20 protein-coding genes are annotated in these 19668 nt (G+C 39.1%); 12 read left to right on the forward strand and 8 right to left on the reverse strand.

Translation table 11 applies throughout. The features are described 5' to 3' along the window. Window positions 1–184 precede the first annotated feature (184 nt). On the forward strand, window positions 185–1516 hold the full coding sequence (locus CQZ96_RS12965) for an alpha/beta hydrolase (protein WP_004818342.1): 1332 nt from the start codon (window positions 185–187) through the stop codon (window positions 1514–1516). A 35-nt stretch (window positions 1517–1551) separates the two neighbouring features. Here the strand turns inward: CQZ96_RS12965 and CQZ96_RS12970 are convergent, their stop codons facing one another. The 3 genes from CQZ96_RS12970 to gshA form a co-directional block, all read right to left on the reverse strand. Continuing rightward, on the reverse strand, window positions 1552–2067 hold the full coding sequence (locus CQZ96_RS12970) for a hypothetical protein (RefSeq protein WP_105713909.1): 516 nt from the start codon (window positions 2065–2067) through the stop codon (window positions 1552–1554). A 77-nt stretch (window positions 2068–2144) separates the two neighbouring features. After that, window positions 2145–2639 carry a disulfide bond formation protein B gene (locus CQZ96_RS12975; protein ID WP_004718679.1) on the reverse strand — a complete coding sequence of 165 codons (495 nt, stop codon included), beginning with the start codon at window positions 2637–2639 and terminating at the stop codon, window positions 2145–2147. Window positions 2640–2667: 28 nt separating this feature from the next. Continuing rightward, the gene (gshA, locus tag CQZ96_RS12980; RefSeq protein WP_105713910.1) at window positions 2668–4245 is read right to left on the reverse strand and encodes a glutamate--cysteine ligase; all 1578 of its coding nucleotides are present in this window, start codon (window positions 4243–4245) and stop codon (window positions 2668–2670) included. Between the two features lie 210 nt (window positions 4246–4455). Here gshA and CQZ96_RS12985 point away from each other — a divergent pair, with 210 nt between their 5' ends. Next, window positions 4456–4995, forward strand: coding sequence for a DUF924 family protein (locus CQZ96_RS12985; protein WP_004718682.1), 540 nt, complete (start codon window positions 4456–4458; stop codon window positions 4993–4995). 98 nt (window positions 4996–5093) lie between these two features. On the opposite strand, the gene CQZ96_RS12990 is transcribed toward CQZ96_RS12985, so the two are convergent. Continuing rightward, entirely contained in the window at window positions 5094–5621 is a 528-nt protein-coding gene (locus tag CQZ96_RS12990) for a dihydrofolate reductase family protein (RefSeq protein WP_105713911.1), read from the reverse strand. Between the two features lie 224 nt (window positions 5622–5845). Here CQZ96_RS12990 and CQZ96_RS12995 point away from each other — a divergent pair, with 224 nt between their 5' ends. Next, window positions 5846–6412: a CC0125/CC1285 family lipoprotein gene (locus tag CQZ96_RS12995; RefSeq protein ID WP_105713912.1), complete on the forward strand. Its 567-nt coding sequence runs from the start codon at window positions 5846–5848 to the stop codon at window positions 6410–6412. A gap of 28 nt (window positions 6413–6440) precedes the next feature. Continuing rightward, window positions 6441–7760 carry a DUF445 domain-containing protein gene (locus tag CQZ96_RS13000; RefSeq protein WP_105713913.1) on the forward strand — a complete coding sequence of 440 codons (1320 nt, stop codon included), beginning with the start codon at window positions 6441–6443 and terminating at the stop codon, window positions 7758–7760. Window positions 7761–7827: 67 nt separating this feature from the next. On the opposite strand, the gene CQZ96_RS13005 is transcribed toward CQZ96_RS13000, so the two are convergent. Then, window positions 7828–8586: an SIMPL domain-containing protein gene (locus CQZ96_RS13005; RefSeq protein WP_105713914.1), complete on the reverse strand. Its 759-nt coding sequence runs from the start codon at window positions 8584–8586 to the stop codon at window positions 7828–7830. A 403-nt stretch (window positions 8587–8989) separates the two neighbouring features. Between CQZ96_RS13005 and CQZ96_RS21880 the strand changes: the two genes are divergently transcribed. The 4 genes from CQZ96_RS21880 (at window position 8990) to CQZ96_RS13025 (ending at window position 13180) form a co-directional block, all read left to right on the forward strand. Continuing rightward, the gene (locus CQZ96_RS21880) at window positions 8990–9955 is read left to right on the forward strand and encodes an RHS repeat-associated core domain-containing protein (protein ID WP_416377028.1); all 966 of its coding nucleotides are present in this window, start codon (window positions 8990–8992) and stop codon (window positions 9953–9955) included. Next, on the forward strand, window positions 9955–10191 hold the full coding sequence (locus CQZ96_RS13015) for a hypothetical protein (protein WP_105713915.1): 237 nt from the start codon (window positions 9955–9957) through the stop codon (window positions 10189–10191). Before CQZ96_RS21880 ends, CQZ96_RS13015 begins: the two co-directional genes overlap by 1 nt. A gap of 339 nt (window positions 10192–10530) precedes the next feature. Next, a complete protein-coding gene (locus CQZ96_RS13020; protein WP_105713916.1) occupies window positions 10531–11685 on the forward strand; it encodes a methionine aminotransferase in 1155 nt (384 codons plus the stop codon). 127 nt (window positions 11686–11812) lie between these two features. Continuing rightward, entirely contained in the window at window positions 11813–13180 is a 1368-nt protein-coding gene (locus CQZ96_RS13025) for an MATE family efflux transporter (protein ID WP_004718718.1), read from the forward strand. 95 nt (window positions 13181–13275) lie between these two features. On the opposite strand, the gene CQZ96_RS13030 is transcribed toward CQZ96_RS13025, so the two are convergent. After that, window positions 13276–14121, reverse strand: a complete 846-nt coding sequence (locus CQZ96_RS13030) for an SDR family NAD(P)-dependent oxidoreductase (RefSeq protein WP_004718720.1) — start codon at window positions 14119–14121, stop codon at window positions 13276–13278. A gap of 212 nt (window positions 14122–14333) precedes the next feature. Here CQZ96_RS13030 and CQZ96_RS13035 point away from each other — a divergent pair, with 212 nt between their 5' ends. The 4 genes from CQZ96_RS13035 (at window position 14334) to CQZ96_RS13050 (ending at window position 17832) form a co-directional block, all read left to right on the forward strand. Next, window positions 14334–15008, forward strand: coding sequence for a TetR/AcrR family transcriptional regulator (locus CQZ96_RS13035; RefSeq protein WP_004718721.1), 675 nt, complete (start codon window positions 14334–14336; stop codon window positions 15006–15008). Window positions 15009–15281: 273 nt separating this feature from the next. Continuing rightward, entirely contained in the window at window positions 15282–15992 is a 711-nt protein-coding gene (gene phoB, locus CQZ96_RS13040) for a phosphate regulon transcriptional regulator PhoB (protein WP_004718724.1), read from the forward strand. 25 nt (window positions 15993–16017) lie between these two features. Next, on the forward strand, window positions 16018–17376 hold the full coding sequence (gene phoR / locus CQZ96_RS13045) for a phosphate regulon sensor histidine kinase PhoR (protein WP_004718725.1): 1359 nt from the start codon (window positions 16018–16020) through the stop codon (window positions 17374–17376). A gap of 24 nt (window positions 17377–17400) precedes the next feature. Continuing rightward, window positions 17401–17832: a hypothetical protein gene (locus CQZ96_RS13050; protein ID WP_056517080.1), complete on the forward strand. Its 432-nt coding sequence runs from the start codon at window positions 17401–17403 to the stop codon at window positions 17830–17832. Window positions 17833–17883: 51 nt separating this feature from the next. On the opposite strand, the gene asd is transcribed toward CQZ96_RS13050, so the two are convergent. After that, window positions 17884–18735, reverse strand: a complete 852-nt coding sequence (gene asd / locus CQZ96_RS13055) for an archaetidylserine decarboxylase (RefSeq protein WP_105713917.1) — start codon at window positions 18733–18735, stop codon at window positions 17884–17886. After that, window positions 18732–19580, reverse strand: coding sequence for a sulfurtransferase (locus tag CQZ96_RS13060; protein ID WP_035371610.1), 849 nt, complete (start codon window positions 19578–19580; stop codon window positions 18732–18734). The genes asd and CQZ96_RS13060 overlap by 4 nt, the downstream gene beginning before the upstream one ends. Between the last annotated feature and the right edge of the window lie 88 nt (window positions 19581–19668).

Here is a 19668-nt window from a genome sequence, read left to right on the forward strand (position 1 = left end):
TTATTGTTTTAATTTGTATATGTCGGGATATTGTCCGACAAAAAACTAAAACTTAATCGCAATTATCGGTATTTTAAATAGCGTTCAGGATGAACAAGATAAGATGATTGCCTAGGGATTTATACATTGATCTACAGCAAAAATAAAGTCTTTGTTCCAGATCAATATGGATGAGGAAATAACAATGCCAAGCTTAACCCCTTTACACGAAACCTATTGTAAGTGGGATCGTTCGCCTCCAAGTCAGGCCGACGTATTAGAAGGTTTAGCGCAGTTAGTGAGTACGCCACTCAGTGGCATGGTTCAAGACTTCATCCAGTCGATTCAACGTGAAATGTTGCTGAGTATTTTTGGCTTAAGTAAACAAAAAGCCAAACGATTCCAATCCCGTCCAATTGTCGATAAATTCTATCAATTTGGTTATCACGCATTGCAAAATTATGGTAGCCACCTGATTGCTCCAATTTTACGTAAAACCATTGAACGTTTTCCAAATTTACATGATAAGCCATTGACCTCTCACATGACTTTTTTGGTCAGTGTTTTAAATGGGGTACTGGGCGATTATTTGTTGGCAACTCATAATCCGCTCGCACTGTCGCCTGTGCTCTATGATCATTATGGTTCATTACAGCAAGGTGATTTGGCTGGCCGTGTGGTGATTTTCTCTCACGGTTTATGTATGAATTATCAAGACTGGACCAATCGTAACAATGGCGGTATTGGTGAGAAACTCTTGGCGCAACGTGATCACAACACCATGTTGTATTTTCACTACAATACTGGACGCAGAATTTCAGCCAATGGACGTTCATTGGCAAATCTTTTAGAAGATTTAATCAAACGTAACCCTCGCATTACCAGCATTGATTTAATTGGGCACAGTATGGGCGGCTTGGTTTCTCGCAGTGCGCTGTTCTATGGCAAACAAAACATGCACCAGTGGTTCCACATGGTTGAGAATCTGGTTTGTATTGGTTCTCCGCATCATGGTGCGTTATTAGAACGTTTCGGATTTGCCATGCAAGAGAAAGTGGGTAATTTCCCGATTGTTAAAATGATCAGCCATATCGTCAATATCCGCAGTAATGGCATCTTAGACTTGCGTTATGGAAGTGTTCGAGATGATGACTGGGAGCATAACAATGCCCGTATTGGTTTGATGGATGACAACCGCAAACCAGCTCCGCTACCGTCGCATATCAATACCTTTTTAATTGCAGGTACCTTGGAATTTGAAAACCGCAAAAACCGCACCTTAAAAGTGATTGGCGACTATCTGGTCAGTGTTAAAAGTGCCTTGGGTGAACACCCGAACCCACGTTTCCAGTTGAAATTACCTGAATCGCATAAAGCTGTGTTTTATGGCTTAAACCATCTAGAGATTCAATATCATCCTTTGGTTTCGGAACAAATTGCCAAATGGTTTTATCCGCACCATGATGAATTGGCAGAAGAACAAATTCGCAAATATTTGATTAAATTAGAAAGTATGCAAGGGATTGTTGAGACCTAATTGCAAAAAAGCTGATCTTCAATCAGCCTTTTTTGCTATTTCACTTCAATTTGATAAGACTTGTTCTGCTGAGGATCAATCATGTCACCATATTCATCAAAGTTTGATTTTTCTGCACATTGGGTATCGATCAATAAGCGTTGATTTTTTGCAATAAAGCCTTGTTTTAATTCACAAGTCCAAGCTTTATTATAAAATTTTTGGCTGAGCTTTTTGCCTGTTAAATCAAATTGCGTCACCTCAATCAGCGACTGGGCAAGCGTTCTAGCAGGATGGCTCTGCGATACAGACAATACGTAGTATCTGCCACCATGTAATTGACAGTCTTCAATTCGACTTGAAAAATAATCTGGATCGACAATAAATTTTTTAAATGGCTGAGCACCCAATTTGATATAGGAAACATCGGCTGGAATGGTGTCATCAAATTTAGATTTAAACTGACAAGACACATCTTTACTGACCACATTGCTGGCTGGTTTTGCAGAGACTTGTGCTGTAGCCAAACAGACCAGTATGCCGATCCCGGCTAAATTTATTTTATGATTCATGATTTTGCTTGATTTATAAATAATTGAAGTTTATATGAAAAAAGAGCCAGTTTAGACTGGCTCTTAATGTTTTTAAATTAGTACTTTCTAAACAACTGCCACAGACTGATCAATGCCAATACACTGAAAAACAGTAATGACCAAACAGGTAAAGACTGTCCTAAGAAAGTCCAATCAACCATGGCACATTCGCCAGAACCCTTAAGCACATTTTCAAACACAGCCTTTAAAGGCAAAGTGTTGACCCAATAGTCCAGACCGGGACCACAACTCGGGACCTGATCTTTGGGTAGGTTCTGTAGCCACACATGACGAGCAGCAACACCAACTGACCAAGAAATCGCAGCTAAACCCAAAAAGCTATAAATGCGTTTAAATACATTTGTTTTTGGGTTATGCAAAAAGGCAATCAGTGAAATTAGCCCTAGACCAATCAATCCAATACGTTGAAATACGCATAGTGGACATGGCTCAAGGCCTTGTACATGCTCTAAATAGAGCGCAAATGACATACCAATCACACTTGCCAAAAATAAAAGACCACTTACGAAGCGATAACTACGCCATTGCATGGAACTTCCTCATTATCTAATCAATGCTTTATCTAAATTTACTCAGATAATCCTCGAAACTTATACTTGTATTTTGTTCAAGTTGCTGTTGTTCTGCGAGAGATGTTCGAGTAAGCCCCTCAAAATACGCTAAAGTTTCCGGACTTAATACATGTTGTTCGTAACTTTGGATATGTTGATTGGCCATATAGCCACCAAAATTCCATGTACCACCTTGCTCTACAGTATCGGCAATCACATGCGCTGATAGTGTTTCATCCACATCATCAATACGTGTTTGCATCACCGTCAATGCTTGACGATATAAATCTGTTGCATAGGATTGGTTGAGTAGATCTGCAAGTGGTTGCATGGCGGTGACATGCTGTTGAATCCACTCAAGTAATGGATATTCAACACCCGCTTCAATGATTTTCGCATTTGGCGCACGACCACGATTGACCACTTCAGCCTGATTTTGCTCAATAATATCTTGTTCTTCATCCCATAAATCTGGGCTTTCTTTAAGCAAGCAATACAACGCAACCACTTCCAAGAAGCCTGCTGTATCCTCATCGATGCCAATCGCACTGTATGGATTTACATCTACCGCGCGTAACTCAACATAGCCAATCCCACGATTTGACAAGGCCTGAGATGGCGTTTCCCCTGCTTGTGGCACTTGTTTTGGACGGACTAAGCTGTAGTATTCATTTTCAATTTGTAAGACGTGATCATTAATTTGAATCGGCTGACCATTGGCATCGTTTAAACCTAAATGACTAAACTGTGCATAAGGTGAATTGACTGCTTTTTGTAATTCAGCCACATAACTTTCTAAATTATTGTAATGAATACCCAATTGTTTTTGTGCAGAATTTTGATAACCAAAACGCCCCATACGCAATGCTGTGGCATAAGGTAGAAATAATGTGCCTTTGATTAAAGGCAACAATTGATGCTCACGCCCTGTCATAAAGCATTTACAGACTGAAGGGCTTGCCCCTACCAAATACATCACAAGAGGAGTTAAACGAATAAAGTTACGGATCAACCCAAGATAACGATGACTGCGATAATCTTGCAGGCTTAATGATTTAAGCGCTTGATTTCTTTCGTGTTGTTGTAATTGTTCAAATAACGCATCTGGGAAAGACACATTATAATGCACACCCGAAATCGTCTGCATACGGCGCCCATAACGAATGCCGAGCCCATGACGATATAAGGTTTTGAATTGACCAATATTGGATGTGCCATATTGCGCCAAACGGATATTTTCTTCTTTGTCATCCAGCATACATGGCATGGACAAAGTCCACAGCTTTTCATCATTTTCTAAATGACGATGAACAACAGCATGTACATCTGTTAAAAAGCTTAACGCTTCAGGAATGCTTTCTTTGGGAGGTGTAATAAACTCCATCAAAGCTTCTGAATAATCTGTGGTGATATGCGGATGTGTTAGGGCTGAGCCTAAAGACTGAGGATGATCAGCCTGTGATAAAAAGCCATTACTTTGCATACGCAGGCTTTCACGTTCGATGCCACGTAACATGCCTCTGAATAAGGTAGAATCCACCCAATTTGGTACTAAAGATTGGGAAATCGTTTCGGGTTGACTCATACTTACTCGCTTATCTTAAAGAATTTTTTAAAATAAAATGTTTTGATGCGCGCAGTATAACGTTATTTATCGATATACACGTATAAGCATCGTTGTTTTAAATGAATTATTCACTTTATTTCGGAAAAGTTTTTAACACAAACTACCTCTACAAGACATCTAAAATTTGTGATTTTATAGAAAAATTACCACTAAAGAATTGTAACTACTATGAATTATCAAGAAATTATCGATTTTTGGTTTAGTGAAGAAACTCAGCCATTTTGGTTCGCAAAAAGTGACGCATTCGATCAAACTTTGCACCAGCGATTTGCACATACCTTGGATCAAGCCAAACATTGTGAACTATGGACTTGGCGTGCCACAGCAGAAGGTCGCTTGGCTGAAATTATTGTTTTAGACCAATTCTCGCGTAATTTGTATCGAGATCATGCTGAATCTTTTGCACAAGATGCCTTGGCACTTGCGCTAGCACAAGAAGCAATTCAGCTAAATTTAGATCAGCAATTAAGCCCCGAACAGCGTTCATTTCTGTATATGCCATTTATGCACAGTGAATCAAAAATTATTCATATCCAAGCTTTACAGCTTTTTGAAGAGTTGGGCAATCCTCTCAATTTAGATTTTGAGAAAAAGCATAAAGTGATTATTGATCGTTTTGGGCGTTATCCTCACCGTAATCAAATTTTAGGGCGAAGCTCAACGGCAGAAGAAATTGAATTTTTAAAACAGCCGAATAGTCATTTTTAATCCTATTTATTTTTATCTCAACAGCTTATGCAGAAATATTTTGCATAAGCTGTTTGACCAGCGCATCAAAGCATACTGATTCATCAGAACAGCAAACGTTAGAAAACATAGCTGTGTTTAATAATGGTATTTTCAATCATTTCTGCATGTATGGACTTTAACTGCTGTTCATGCGAGTCAAAACTTGGAAATAGCGGTATGCCCTTTCCAAGAAGAACAGGCATGATAAAAACCTCTAAAGTATTGAGCAGCTTCTGTTCAATAAAAGTATTCTGCAATTGCGTTCCACCGACAATCCAGACATTGCCGTTATAATTCTGTTTGAGGTGCTCAACAAGTTCATCCACACCTAAGTTCCACCGCGAAAGCGAGGCATGAGTTAAAGCCAAATCAGGATTAGAAGTGACGATAAATCCTTTCTGGTTTGGATAAGGCCACGCCTCAGCAAAAGAACAAATCACTTCATAGGTTTTACGCCCCATAATCACAATATCGATATCTTGGATAAAATCATCATATCCACAGTCAATACTTTGAAATGGCGCTAAAAATGCTACAGACCCATCTGGTGTTGCGATATAGCCATCTGCGCTTGTTGCAATATAACCTTTAATTTGAATACTCATTCAACTCTACTCTCAACAGTCTTCATTTTTTATCATGGATCAAATACGCATAATACCGTGCTTATTGTTTAAACTTTACGTGAACAGTCATTTATCTTGTTGAGTATCATCCTGAATTAACAAAATTCTTCTTGAAATTCATTGTCAGTCCATCAATTTAGAGCAATATACTGAGGATTATAAATTCATTAAATTCCATCCAGAAGAATGGAAAGGAGAGACACATGAACAAAGTACTCATTGGTCTAACTATTGCAGTGGCGCTCACCATCACAGGTTGTGCGACGACACCAAGCAAACCACGTACCTTTGACCAACTTGGGCAATACACTACGGTTCCACTTAACGATCATAGCTATCGCATCAGCTTCCAAGGCAATAGCAATATGAGTTTTGGAACAGCTGAAGAAATTAATCTTGTTAAAGCCGCACAAACCACGCTTTTAAATGGATTTACCTATTTCAAGGTTTTAGATGACCCAAGCAATCGCACTCAGCAACCGCCTCGTAAAGCGGTAGTTTACCCATCATCAAACTACTATCCATATGGCTGGGGCTATCGTCGTCATCCAGTGTTCTGGAATGACCCATTTTATGATATGCCACAAGTGGTGACCATTGACCCTGTGCAAATTTCCTATACGATAGAATGTTATAAAGATAAAAAGTCATCGCCAAATGATGCATTTGACGCTCGTCTGATTTTGCAATCTTTAGGACAAAAATATGGTGTTAGTCCGACAGGACAAGTACTGCAACCACAGCCTGATGCGGTAACATCAACGAAATAAAAATGCAGAAATCTATTTAGGAAAATGAATGAGCGGAATTGAACAAAGTGAAGTTCTCAATGAAATTCCAAACTTAGATCGAAGCAAACGCTTTGCGACCATCGCCTTGGTGGTGGCTGTTGTCGCATGGTTTGCTTTGATCATTTCCGCCAAACTGATGCCTGAGTATGCTTGGTTTATTCATATTCTCATGCTGGGTGCTGAAGCTGGCGTGGTCGGTGGCTTAGCCGATTGGTATGCGATTACCGTGTTGTTTCGTAATCCCTTTGGGAAAATTCCCATTCCTAAATTTCTCAAAGATCACACCGAAATCATTCCACGTAATAAAGCACGTATTGCGGAATCGATGGGTAAATTTGTCCAAGAAAATTTTCTCTCCCCACAAATTGTTGAACGTAGTTTAAAAAGTATTGATCTTAGTTTTGCTGTCGGTCAATGGCTGGCCAATTCTAAAAATAACGGTCAAGTGGTGGACGTAATTCAACAGACTGTCCCTAAAATTTTCGAATTTGTCGGGCAAGACCAAATTGGACGCTTTATTCAAAACAACAGTGTGCAATGGGTTCGAAATACTCGAATGAACCAATTGGCAAGTGAAATGCTGCGTGCAGTTTTAGAAAATGATTTCCATCAAGATGTATTACAACGTGGACTAGATATTGCCCATGAATGGATGATGACCCATCCTGAAAAAACCCGTGAAATCACTCAAACCATGTTTAAAGAGCTTGGTGTTTCACGCCTTGCCAAAGGTGCCAGCTGGATTGGGATTGATGTTGAGCAACGGACCATTGATTCAGTGATTGAAAAAGTGGAATCCATGCTTGCTGATCAGGAACATCCTATTCGTCAAAAAATTGAAGAAGCTGCACATGAGCTTATGCTGCAACTGGCGGATAACAATAGTCATGCCAGCATAAGTTTAAATGAAACCAAGAATGCCCTTTTAGACAGCGAACCGGTACTCAACTTTATTACAGGTGCTGTGGTGATTTTGTGTGATGCGGCTAAATCTGACTTGCTTAAAGTAGACTCGGGCATTGCCATGAATTTACGTATCGCCATTCAACAGCTTGGTGAAAACTTGATGCAAAATCAGTCAGTACGTGAATTGCTGAATGATCGAATCAGCGGAATTGCCATCAATTTAAGTGACCAATATAGTGAGAAAGTGATTAAGTTTATTAGTCAACGTATCCATGAGTGGGACTCTACCGAAATGATCGCCAAGATTGAAAATGAGGTAGGCGGTGATTTACATATGATTCGTGTTAATGGTGTTGTGGTTGGTGCATTTATTGGTCTAAGTTTAGGTGTGATTCGTGCTGTGATTGATTTTGCGATTTAAGAATATAAAAAATGGGAGTCTAGCTCCCATTTTTTAACACTGCACTTTTATCAATTTAAATGCTGTATCAATCAATCGCATAATTGATGGTCACGACAACACGCGCAATTTTATTAATGGTAGCTTTGTCATAAGCACCGCCATAATCACTGTCATCATCAGAACCACTTTCAGGTAAAATATAAAACGCACCCTGACTTGCAGAACGCATTGCACCGACTTTTACCCCACCAACTTTTGCAAACTCATTGGCACGGCTATGCGCATTTTTAGTTGCATTGGCGATCAATGACATTTTTATTTCTTCTAGATTCGACACCAAATACTGCGGTTTTTGCTCGATGGCGATGCCTTTTTCATCTAATAAATACGCATCTTTTGCGGCTTTCTCAATCTTTTGAATATCACGACTATTTATCACTAGCGATTGCATCGCAGTATAGCCTCTAAACTCGCGAGTAAATTTTCCCTCGCCTTGATTCACTTCCTCATAATAGGGTTGAGAGCTTTTATTACCCAGTTTCATTTCTGTTGCTTTAAATCCATGCTCAATAAAGAAATCTTGTAGTGCTTTTATTTCTTGATCCAACAATTGATAGGCGGCTGAAACACTGTCGGAAGCACGACTGGTTTGCAGATGAATCTCCCAGCGCGCTAGATCTGCTTGTATGGGTTTTTCAGCCAACCCTTTGACCACTATTGAATTTTTTTCACCATTAAACTGCTTAAGTGCATAGCCCATGACACTTGCTGAGATAATGAATCCTAAACTTAGAATGAGTGCAAAGACCCATAAAGTTTTATATGTGATTGATTTATTTTCCATTATTGTAATATCGCTAAAATTATTATAAATAAGTTATAGTAAGGATCCTATGACAAGTCAACCCACTTTGACCCTATAAACAATATTGCTTTATGGTTTGCATCGCCTATAAAGATTAATCACGCCTTATAAAAATCAAAATAATTAATCCAATCATTATATGAAATCTACATGATCTGATGCAGTACTTAAAATGCGCTGCTAAAAGTGTATTTAAGCCATCTAAAATTGCTCTGAAACGAATGAAATTTCAGTTTAGATCTTGTGGGCTTAAAGAGAATAAAACTACAGGTGGAGCTATTACTGTGCCTCAGTACTACATGACTTACAACCACAAGAATGAGCGTACTGTTCGGGTTATCAAGCGAATGCTATTCAATATATTTATGATGAAAACAGTCATTTGATTGGTGAATATAATGCAGATGGTATTCCACAGGTTGAATATGTGTGGATGGATGATAAGCCTGTTGCTGCTATTTATGGTTCAGGTACTGCAACTAAAATTTATTGGATTGCAAGCGATGTTCAAAACACGCCTCGTCGTTTAATTAATGCTGCCGATGCTACAACAACGGTTTGGGCTTGGGACTCAACTACATTTGGTGTAGGACTTCCAAGTGTTCAGACGGTGAAGTTTAATCTACGCTTCCCTGGTCAATACTATGATGAGTTAACTAAACAGCATTACAATCATAACCGTTTCTATAATCCTGCTTTAGGGCGTTATGTAGAACCTGATCGTATTGGTTTAGAAGGTGGGTTGAATCCTTATATTTATGCGAATGGGAATCCTGTTAGCAATATAGATCCAAGCGGATTATATGCCTATATAAATGCAAAAAATGAATGGGTTGAAAATGGACAAAGTTTTTATTCCATTTCTGGTGGAGCATTTACTGATAAATTATCCTATAATTTTGCAAGTGATGTTGCTACTTTAGCACCTTTACCAAAATTTAGTTGGTTATCTAAATTCGATGATCTACTATTTAAGTCTGAATATGACAATGTCATTGACATGAGGGCTACAACTTTAGCTACAAATGAGAAATTATCTAAGTCATGGATTCTATCTCGACCAAAATTAGCCACTCCCCCACTCCCACCAAGTATTGCTAATCAAAACATTTTAGGAAGTAAAGTCCTACAATGGGGCAAAGGTGCTGAAGGTGCAGCTCTCCGCACTCAAAACATCACAAAATTCGAAGTAGCTACGATACAAGCTAAGGGTTTTAGTGAGCCAATGGCTAGACAATGGAGAACTTTCTACGCCAATGAGTTTTTGAGAAATGTTAATAATACAACTGCACGCAACAGAGTTCAGCTAATGAATCGTATTATCCAATTAATGGGAGAAATAAAATAATGAAAATAAAACAAAAGTTTCTTTATAAAAACTCAAGCAGTAATAAAATCAAATTAGTGCTTGAGCCCTGGGCGGAAGAATTTGAAGTTAAACCTGATTCTGAGGTTGAGATCATTATTGAAGGTGATCTTACAAAAGGATATTTGATGATTGAATCAGATAACAATAGTTTAATTATATATGGCTGGCAAGGTAGCCTTATTCAACTATATAAAGATGGAGAACTCATATACTAAAAGCAAATAATTTACAGGCTCTTAATCATTTTTTCTAAAATTAACATAATACCGCTTATGCGAAAGGCCCATGAATTGGGCATTTTGATCATTAATTTAACATAAAATCTCTTATACGAAGCCTACATCTGCCTTTAACTTATAGACCCCATCACATTCATACCAACTCAACTCCCCCAACATGTTATGTAACAAAACATTACCCCTCTAAATATTACTTTCTCTATCTTAAATTCCTACAGCACCTCTCCCTCTAACCAATAGATTGCTTCATCCTATTCAGCTCCTTAAAACGACCTGCTAAACTGCCACCAATGCATTTATAAAATTAGTCTGGTCATGATCGAAATCCACTCCAAACTCCCTGCTCAAGGCGTCACCATTTTTAGCATCATGACCACAATGGCACATCGTCTTAACGCTCTTAACTTGTCACAAGGTTTTCCGGACTTTGATGCACCACCAGCGTTGCTACAAGCACTGAGCCAAGCCACATTAGACGGTTTTAACCAATACGCTGCTGGTGATGGTTTATTAGCGCTGAGAGAACAACTGGCGCAACTTTTTTTAAAACGTGATCAATTACAACTTGATCCAGTCACAGAAATCACCATCACTCCTGGGGCAACGATTGGGATTTTTAGTGTAATTCAAGCCATCATTCATCATGGTGATGAAGTGATTATTTTTGATCCAAGCTATGACAGCTATGCACCAAGCGTGCAATTGGTCGGTGGTAAAGCCATTCATATCCCACTCAATGCGCCTGAGTTTTCTGTAGATTGGAATCAAGTTAAATCTGCTATTACAGATAAAACCCGTATGGTGATTGTAAATACTCCACACAATCCAACTGGCGCGATTTGGTCTAAACAAGACTGGCTAAATTTAATTGAACTGATTCAAGATAAAAATATTATTGTGCTTTCAGACGAAGTCTATGAGCATTTGATTTATGACGGCGAAAAACATTATTCAGCATTGTCATTTCCAGAACTCAGAGAGCGTAGTTTTGTGGTGGGTTCTTTTGGTAAGACCTTTCATGTGACAGGTTGGAAAACAGGTTATTGCATTGCGACACCAGAGCTTATGAAAGTATTCCGTCAAATTTATCAATTTGCCAACTTCTGTGGAGTAACCCCCGTACAAATGGCGCTGGCCAATTTTATGCAACAGCATCCTGAACATATTGACGGGCTATCAAGCTTTTATCAGCAAAAGCGTGACCTATTTATTTCAGGTATTGCGGATTCAAAATTTAGTTTAATTCCCTCTCAAGGCACATTCTTTCAAAATGTTGACTACAGCCAAATTCGCCCAGATTTAAATGATGTAGAGATGTGTAAATTCTTAGCGGAAGAACATAAAATTGTGGCGATTCCAGTTTCTGTTTTTTATAAGCAAGCCCCTAAAAACTTACGTTTAGTGCGTTTTTGTTTTGCTAAAAAGGAACAAACTTTGATTCAGGCCTGTGAAATTTTAAATCAAATTTAATCCCGATCCATACAGATCATCTCTGTAAAATTAAAGCCTGAGTTACTCAAATACTCAGGCTTTTTACTCAGCGTTTGTTATATTATCAATAAGATAAAGACACTCGAAATAGACAGTAGAATAAAAGATGCCAGCTCGTCCCGATATGCTTCACCAACCCAAATTCTGGAAGGTTTTTTTAATCTTCCTTGGCCCACTGATTCTAACCAATATTCTGCAAAATCTGTCTGGAACAATTAATACCATTTTTGTTGGGCAGATGCTCGGTGTAGAAGCGATTGCCGCAATTTCGGTATTTTTTCCGATTCTATTTTTATTGCTGGCTTTTGTGATTGGTCTATCAACAGGTGCAACTGTTTTGGTTGGACAAGCGTGGGGCGCCAAAGATATCGAAAAAGTGCGTACCATTGTTGGCGCATTGTTATTTATGACCCTCATTGGTGGATCAATCATTGCCTTTTTAGGGGTGTTTTTTGCCAAAGAAATTCTATTGCTTTTGGGTATAGATCCCAAAATCATGCATCTTGCACTGCCCTATGTTCAATGGATGTTAATGAGTAGCCCTTTTCTATTCATCTATATCACCTACACCTCTATTTTACGTGGTGTGGGTGACAGTACTACACCATTGATGGCATCAAGTCTGACGATCATTGTGGGCGTCATTGTAACCCCAGCCTTGATTGGCGGTTACTTTGGTCTACCTAAGCTTGGCATTATTGCTCCAGCAATTGCCAGTGGCTTAGGCTTTATTTCGACCTTAGCTTTTCTCTATATCTATTTGAATAAAAAAGATCATGCTTTAAGACCAGATTCAGCGTTAATCCAGCATATCCGCTATCACCCACAATTTAGTCGCAGTATTTTGCGTTTGGGCGTGCCGACAGGTATTCAAATGGTGACCAACTCGGTCGCAGGTCTGGTGGTGATTGGACTGGTTAACCAACATGGTGCACATGCAACAGCGGCATATGGTGCAGTCAACCAAGTGCTCAACTATATCCAATTCCCTGCATTATCGATTGCCATTGCAGGTTCCATCTTTGCGGCGCAAGCGATTGGTGCTGGGAAGTCTGAGCTGTTGGCAAAAGTGACGCGAACGGCACTGCTGAGTAATATTGTGATTACAGGTTCATTGGTACTCTTGGCCTATATTTGTTCAAAATATTTGATGGCGTTGTTTATTACAGATCCATCAGTGATTGAATTGGGTCAACAATTATTATTTATTGTGTTGTGGTCGATTATATTCTTTGGTGCAAGTGCAATTTTTGCCTCGATCATGCGGGCCAGCGGAACCGTGACTGTTCCTATGATTTTTAATATTTTATCCATCCTGCTCATTGAAGTTCCATGTGCTTATTTATTTAGTCAGTGGTTTGGTTTACAAGGCATTTGGTATGCGCTTGCACTGACCTTTTTCAGTCTATGCCTTATGCAAGGTTTGTATTACCAATTTGTTTGGAAAAAGAAAACGATTGAGATCTTAATTTAAATGAATGGATATTGAGTTCTTATTCAGCGCATAATTTCACAATGTATAAAATGAAAAAACCGTCAGCTTGACGGTTTTTTCATTTTATAAATCAATTATTTTGGTTCTAGCTTTTTACTAAACTTGGTCGCAAAACCTGTAATTTTTTGATATCCAGTCGGTAAAATACGCTGAATTAAATCCAAGGTTTTTGCATCATTCCCAATAAGTAAACGACGTTTGTCTTTTAGTACAGCATCCAACATTTGTTGAGCAGCATCTTCTGGTGGCATACGTAATAGTTTATTAAATGCTTTTGCTGATTTGTCAGGGTTCATTCCTAAAGAACGTAAACTGTCATTCATACGCGCATCATTTGCAATATTGGTACGAATGCCGCCTGGATGGACACATAGTGCCGATACACCACACTTTTCGATATCTAATTCTTGACGTAATGATTCAGTAAAACCACGTACCGCAAATTTAGATGCATTATATGCAGACTGAGTCGGTTGCGCGGTTAAACCAAACAAGCTCGAAATGTTGATGATATGCCCATCACCTGTTTTCTTGATATAAGGTAAAAATTCTTTTGTTCCGTATACAACGCCCCAGAAATTGATATCCATGATCCATTCTAGTTCGTCATAAGATGCGCCTTCTACGGTAGAACCTAAAGCCACACCAGCATTGTTAAAAATCATGTTTACAGAACCATGATTTTGCACTGTGTCCGCAGCCCAAGCTCGCATTTCTTCAACTTTGGCAACATTCACTTTCTTTGAGGTCACACGAACATTATACGCTTTGACCAGTTCAACGGTTTCAGCTAAACCTTTTTCATTCACATCACTAATGGATAAATGACAACCTGCTTTTGCCAATAAAATAGCAAGTTGTTGTCCCATACCAGAGCCAGCACCAGTAATTGCAGCGACTTTGTTTTTAAAATTTTTCATTGTCTATCCTTTTTTAAACCCGCACAAAGCATTCAGAGTGATGTGCAGCTCACTTGCTCAATATAATTTTGACAATCATTATTGTCAATATTATATTATGATTTAGCCGATGTTTTTTTATACAAAAATTCTAGAATAGGTTTCAATGGCTTTTATTGCTAAAATAAGCGCTTCTTTGTGACAATCAAATATGACACGAGTAATTTTTTACAATGAATGAACCACTTTCCACTGAAAAGAAAACTATAAATAAAGCTGCCAAAGAGCGTCAATTTAAAGGCATGTCCTTATCTGAGCGGAAACTTGCACGTCGAGAAAAGCTGATCGAAGCAGGAATTGAAGCTTATGGTACGCATGGCTTTTTTTCTGTCACCGTCAAAGATATTTGTAATGAAGCCAAGCTAACTGAACGTTATTTTTATGAGTCCTTTAAAAAAAGTGAAGAACTGTTCCAAGTCATCTTTCTACAACTGATTGAACAATTACAACAAACCGTGATGCAAGGCGTCATGCAAGCAGCACCTGATCCTAAAAATATGATCCGTGGTGGCTTAACTGCAATCTTTACCATGTTAAAAAATGATCCACGTGTGGCGCGTATTATTTATATCGATGCCATGCTGGTTCAAGAGCTGCATAATCATGCCACGATCCATGAAACGATGGGCCGTTTTGACCGATTAATTCACTCCTTTGTCACCCTGATGATGCCGCATATTGAACGTAGTGAACAAGAAATTTCCTTAGTAGCCACAGGTTTAAATGGCTATGTGACTCAAATTGCGGTTCGATGGGTCATGGGCGGATTTAAACAATCGCTTGAAGAAATTGTCTCAGCATGTGAAATTGTATTTATATCGCTGATTGATTCATTTTCATCTAAATAAGCTTTTTAGCCTGAATGACCCTGTCATAAAATCGTCACAAAACTATCAAATAGCGTATTTTTATGTTCAGTTTAAATAAATTTCTTTTCTCAAAATGGAACATTTATTTAAAAATGTCATGGATTATTCATCATATCGACGATTATTTGTCACATTTTTTTGCAAAAATTCGTCAACATCTTCTTTTTGCAATGATACTGTCATAATTAATCTTTGTAATAAGCCTGTCATAAATAAAAGACGGTACACCGTTCATACATAGGATATTGCGTTGTGAAAGATGACTATATATTAATCGTCGATGACGAACTTCCGATTCGAGAAATGATTCATACCTCATTGGATATGGCAGGTTTTCAATGCCTGCAAGCTGAAGATGCAAAACAAGCCCATCAAATGATTGTTGACCAACGGCCATCTTTGATTTTACTCGATTGGATGATGCCTGGCGGTGTGAGCGGTGTAGACTTATGTCGTCGCTTAAAACGTGATGAAAATTTGGCAGAAATTCCAGTCATCATGTTGACAGCACGTGGCGAAGAAGACCATAAAGTTCAAGGTCTTGATGCTGGTGCAGACGACTATATGACCAAACCATTCTCTACCCGTGAATTGGTTTCGCGTATTAAAGCTGTCCTTCGTCGTGCCAATGCACTCAGTGGCGAAAAAACCATTGATGCCAATGGATTAATACTTGATCCAGTGAGCCAACGCGTCAGTTTTAGTGATAATATTTTAGAAATGGGTCCAACAGAATACCGCTTATTGGCATTCTTTATGACACATCCTGAACGTGCTTATACACGTGCCCAGCTACTTGATCAGGTCTGGGGTGGTAACGTGTATATTGAAGACCGTACCATAGACGTACACATCCGCCGCTTACGTAAAGTGCTTGAACCTTATGGTGCTGATCGCTACGTACAAACTGTACGTGGAACGGGTTATCGCTTCTCTACCCGTGCAGATGTTGCTTTAGGTTAAGCATTCTCAAGGTAAATAAATTTCTATGTATGAACCCTACCCCGTCCCAGATCTTGCACGAGAACATAAAAAATTCCGTTACAGTAGCTTGTGGGAATTTGCAAAACAAGATTTACGCCTGCTTGGTTTTTTACTCATCATTGGCGGATTTATTGGTTTAGGGATAGGGTATTTTTGGATTTGTATTTCCATCGGTTTTGCTGTTTTTTTTCTGTTTCAATTACGCTCTTTATACTTGGTCAATGAGTGGATTTCGAATCGTCCTTACGACTCTCCACCCAATCTAGAAGGTATCTGGGGTGCACTGCTTTTTAATGTTTATCGTGCACAACGCCAAGAACGGGTTGTTCAAGCTGAAATGGTCGGATTGATTGATCGGGCGCAATCCTCACTGATAGCTTTAGCAGAAGCTGTTGTTTTAACGGATGAATTACATCAAATTGAATGGTGGAATCCTGCTGCGGAAAGACTGTTAGGCATTCAACCGCTAGATCGTGGTCGTAACATCTTGACTATTATCCGCCAGCCGAGCTTTATTGAATATTTTAATAATATCGACCAATCTCCAGATGGCATTAAAATAAAATCTTCGGTTTATGAAGAGCATTATGTACAGATTAAACTAACACGTTTTGGTAGTGAAAGCCGTTTGCTCGTTGCTTACGATGTCACACGTGTACATAATCTGGAACAAATGCGCAAAGACTTTGTCGACAATATTTCACATGAACTTCGTACCCCACTGACTGTACTCAGTGGTTATATCGAAACCTTTACCGATCAAGAAGATTTAAATCCGCGCTGGAAACGTGCCTTTGAACAGATGCAATCACAAACACGTCGAATGAATGCCTTGGTCAATGACTTACTCTTGCTTTCACGTTTGGAAGGCAATAAACAGGTCGCAAAAAATCAAATCATCGATATGCCGAATTTGATGAATCAGCTTTTTGATGATGCACAAGCCTACAATGTCGATTATGGCCATACTTTAAATTTAGATATTGACAGTCATTGTGACTTAATTGGTTCTGATGCAGAGCTTGCCAGTGCGTTTAGTAATTTAATCACCAATGCGATTAAATACACCCCTAAAGGTGGCACTGTTACAATCGGCTGGCATGATGACAGTGAACATGGTTATTTCACTGTTGAAGATACCGGGATCGGGATTGATCCAAAACATATTCCACGTTTAACCGAACGCTTTTATCGTGTAGACAGCGCACGAAGCCGCCAAACAGGTGGAACAGGTTTAGGGCTTGCCATTGTGAAGCATGTTTTAATGCAACATAATGCGTATTTAGAAATTGATTCTAAAGAAAATCGGGGGTCTATTTTTAGAGTGGTTTTCCCCAAAGAGCGCCTTGATTTTGCAGGTTAATATTTGATTTTTTGATTAATTCGAATGAAACTATTTCTAGATTGTGAATTTAATGGCTTTGGTGGTGAATTAATTTCGCTGGCATTGGTTGACGAGAATAATCAACATTTTTATGAAGTTTTAGAATGCGCAGACCCAATTACTTGGGTTAAAGACCATGTCATGCCTCGTCTAAATCAAAAACCGATTTCCTTAGCGCAATTTCAAAGTCGCTTACAGATTTATTTATCTCAATATACAAGTCTTGAAATTGTGGCAGATTGGCCAGAAGACTTTGCCTTGTTTACCCGTAGTCTGGTACTTTCTGCAGGAAAATGTATCCGAACACCTCCGCTGACCATGCAGTTATGGATGCAGGATCCAATCGAAACCCATGTCCCCTCTGAAAATCCACACAATGCCTTAGCAGATGCACAGGCTTTAAAGCTGTCTTATTTCAATGCCATAAGGCTTTAGACTCGGTGACTTTCTACAACAGAAAGTGCACCTCATCATAGAACACGCAAATTAAACGGTATGCCCTAAAGCTTCGCCCATCACCACAATAGAATTGGCTTTAAACTGTTCATCCCAAGTGATTTTATTCTGTTCAAACAATACAACTGCGGTTGAACCTAAATAAAAACGTCCAAGTTCAGCACCCTTTTCTAAGGCTAAATCATGCTGGTTTAACTCTAAACGCCCTGTTGGTTTTACTTTACCAGTCGCCACAGTTTCAATTCCTGCCACGATCATTGCACCCACGAGAACAACCGCCATACGTCCCAATTCGGTATCAAACAAACATACCATACGCTCATTACGCGCAAATAAACCAGGAATATTCTCTGCTGTCGTTTGGTTTACTGAAAATAACTCACCAGGGATATACAAAGTTTCTGTCAACGTTCCTGCAAATGGCATATGGACACGGTGATAATCACGTGGTGACAAATAAACCGTGGCAAATTCACCATTGATAAATGGTGCAGCCAATTGCGGATCGCCAATCAGTTTGTCTACAGAAAAACTTTGGCCTTTGGCCTGAAAGACATCACCATCTTTAATTTTACCCAACTGAGAAATTGCACCATCTGCTGGAGAAACAATACTGGTCTGATCTGCGTCAATTTCTCGAACACCGTCTTTTAAGGCACGGGTAAAAAATTCATTGAATGATTTATATTTTAAAGCATCACTTTGCTCAGCAATAGAAAGGTCTATCCCGTACTGTGCTTTAAATGCTTGAATCGCTAAATTTTTAACAATTGGATTTTCACTGGCTGCAACTTTACCAACAACACGGCTGAGTTGCTGTTGCGGAATGACTTTTTGTGCTTGGATAAAAATTTGTTTTTTTAACGTTGATGTAAGACTCACGCAGGTGATTCTCCAGTAATAATTGGACTATCGAGGCGATTGCCCCACTCGCTCCACGCACCATCATAGGCTTGAATATTCCAATCCAATAACCGACCCAAGATATAAGCCAGACCAGAACGATGATGTGACTGACAGTACACCACCACAGGCTGGTCAAATTGAAAGCCTAATTGTTCTAGACGTTGTTGCGTGCGTTCTAGAGGATGCAATTTTAAATGATTTTGACGATTAATTGCAGTACTCCATTCAAAATGTTGTGCACTTGGAATGTGACCGCCGCGTCGCGCTGCCAAACGCTGTCCCGTATATTCTTCTGAAGTTCGACAATCCCAAACTTGAATCGCTTGCTGTTCAACCTTTTGCAACAGTTTGGCATATTCAATTCGGTGTTGATCAAGATGTTGTAAATTGACAGTAACTAAGGGTTCAACTTTGCTAAAACTTTCCGCTTCAGCCGAAGTCGGATAGCCTGCTGCCAACCATGCATGAATTCCGCCATTGAGTAGGCTGGTATTATAAAAGCCAAGGCAATGTAAGTTCCAGATCAAACGTCCAGCCCAAGCACCACCTTCATCATCGTAGACCACAACATGATGTTCGGGAGAGATGTTTAAATACTCAATCAGCGCTTTTAAACCGTCCTCATCAGGCAATAACCCTGAAGCTTGTTCTTCCTGTCGAACCAACAGTTGTGGTTTAACATGTAAGGCATGTGGAATATGTAATTGATCATACACAGAGCTACGACTTAGATCGACAATACGAATTTTGTCATGCCCTAAAAATGGCACAAGTTGTTCCGCTTCTATGAGTAATTCGAAGTTAAAGGCTGATGTAGTCATACGTTTTTCTATTTTAAGACCTTGAGCACAAATGATCTTAGCACAGTGTTTTTTACCAATATGCTGATTTTTCACATTCTTTTAGCAA

Origin of the sequence: Acinetobacter sp. MYb10 (genome assembly GCF_002980175.2) — a bacterium.
Lineage (GTDB): Bacteria > Pseudomonadota > Gammaproteobacteria > Pseudomonadales > Moraxellaceae > Acinetobacter > Acinetobacter guillouiae.

Coding starts and splice junctions, on each gene's coding strand:
- CQZ96_RS12965 (WP_004818342.1), top strand. CDS start 185: ATGCCAAGCTTAACCCCTTTACACGAAACCTATTGTAAGTGGGATCGT.
- CQZ96_RS12970 (WP_105713909.1), bottom strand. CDS start 2,067: ATGAATCATAAAATAAATTTAGCCGGGATCGGCATACTGGTCTGTTTG.
- CQZ96_RS12975 (WP_004718679.1), bottom strand. CDS start 2,639: ATGCAATGGCGTAGTTATCGCTTCGTAAGTGGTCTTTTATTTTTGGCA.
- gshA (WP_105713910.1), bottom strand. CDS start 4,245: ATGAGTCAACCCGAAACGATTTCCCAATCTTTAGTACCAAATTGGGTG.
- CQZ96_RS12985 (WP_004718682.1), top strand. CDS start 4,456: ATGAATTATCAAGAAATTATCGATTTTTGGTTTAGTGAAGAAACTCAG.
- CQZ96_RS12990 (WP_105713911.1), bottom strand. CDS start 5,621: ATGAGTATTCAAATTAAAGGTTATATTGCAACAAGCGCAGATGGCTAT.
- CQZ96_RS12995 (WP_105713912.1), top strand. CDS start 5,846: ATGAACAAAGTACTCATTGGTCTAACTATTGCAGTGGCGCTCACCATC.
- CQZ96_RS13000 (WP_105713913.1), top strand. CDS start 6,441: ATGAGCGGAATTGAACAAAGTGAAGTTCTCAATGAAATTCCAAACTTA.
- CQZ96_RS13005 (WP_105713914.1), bottom strand. CDS start 8,586: ATGGAAAATAAATCAATCACATATAAAACTTTATGGGTCTTTGCACTC.
- CQZ96_RS13015 (WP_105713915.1), top strand. CDS start 9,955: ATGAAAATAAAACAAAAGTTTCTTTATAAAAACTCAAGCAGTAATAAA.
- CQZ96_RS13020 (WP_105713916.1), top strand. CDS start 10,531: ATGATCGAAATCCACTCCAAACTCCCTGCTCAAGGCGTCACCATTTTT.
- CQZ96_RS13025 (WP_004718718.1), top strand. CDS start 11,813: ATGCCAGCTCGTCCCGATATGCTTCACCAACCCAAATTCTGGAAGGTT.
- CQZ96_RS13030 (WP_004718720.1), bottom strand. CDS start 14,121: ATGAAAAATTTTAAAAACAAAGTCGCTGCAATTACTGGTGCTGGCTCT.
- CQZ96_RS13035 (WP_004718721.1), top strand. CDS start 14,334: ATGAATGAACCACTTTCCACTGAAAAGAAAACTATAAATAAAGCTGCC.
- phoR (WP_004718725.1), top strand. CDS start 16,018: ATGTATGAACCCTACCCCGTCCCAGATCTTGCACGAGAACATAAAAAA.
- CQZ96_RS13050 (WP_056517080.1), top strand. CDS start 17,401: ATGAAACTATTTCTAGATTGTGAATTTAATGGCTTTGGTGGTGAATTA.
- CQZ96_RS13060 (WP_035371610.1), bottom strand. CDS start 19,580: ATGACTACATCAGCCTTTAACTTCGAATTACTCATAGAAGCGGAACAA.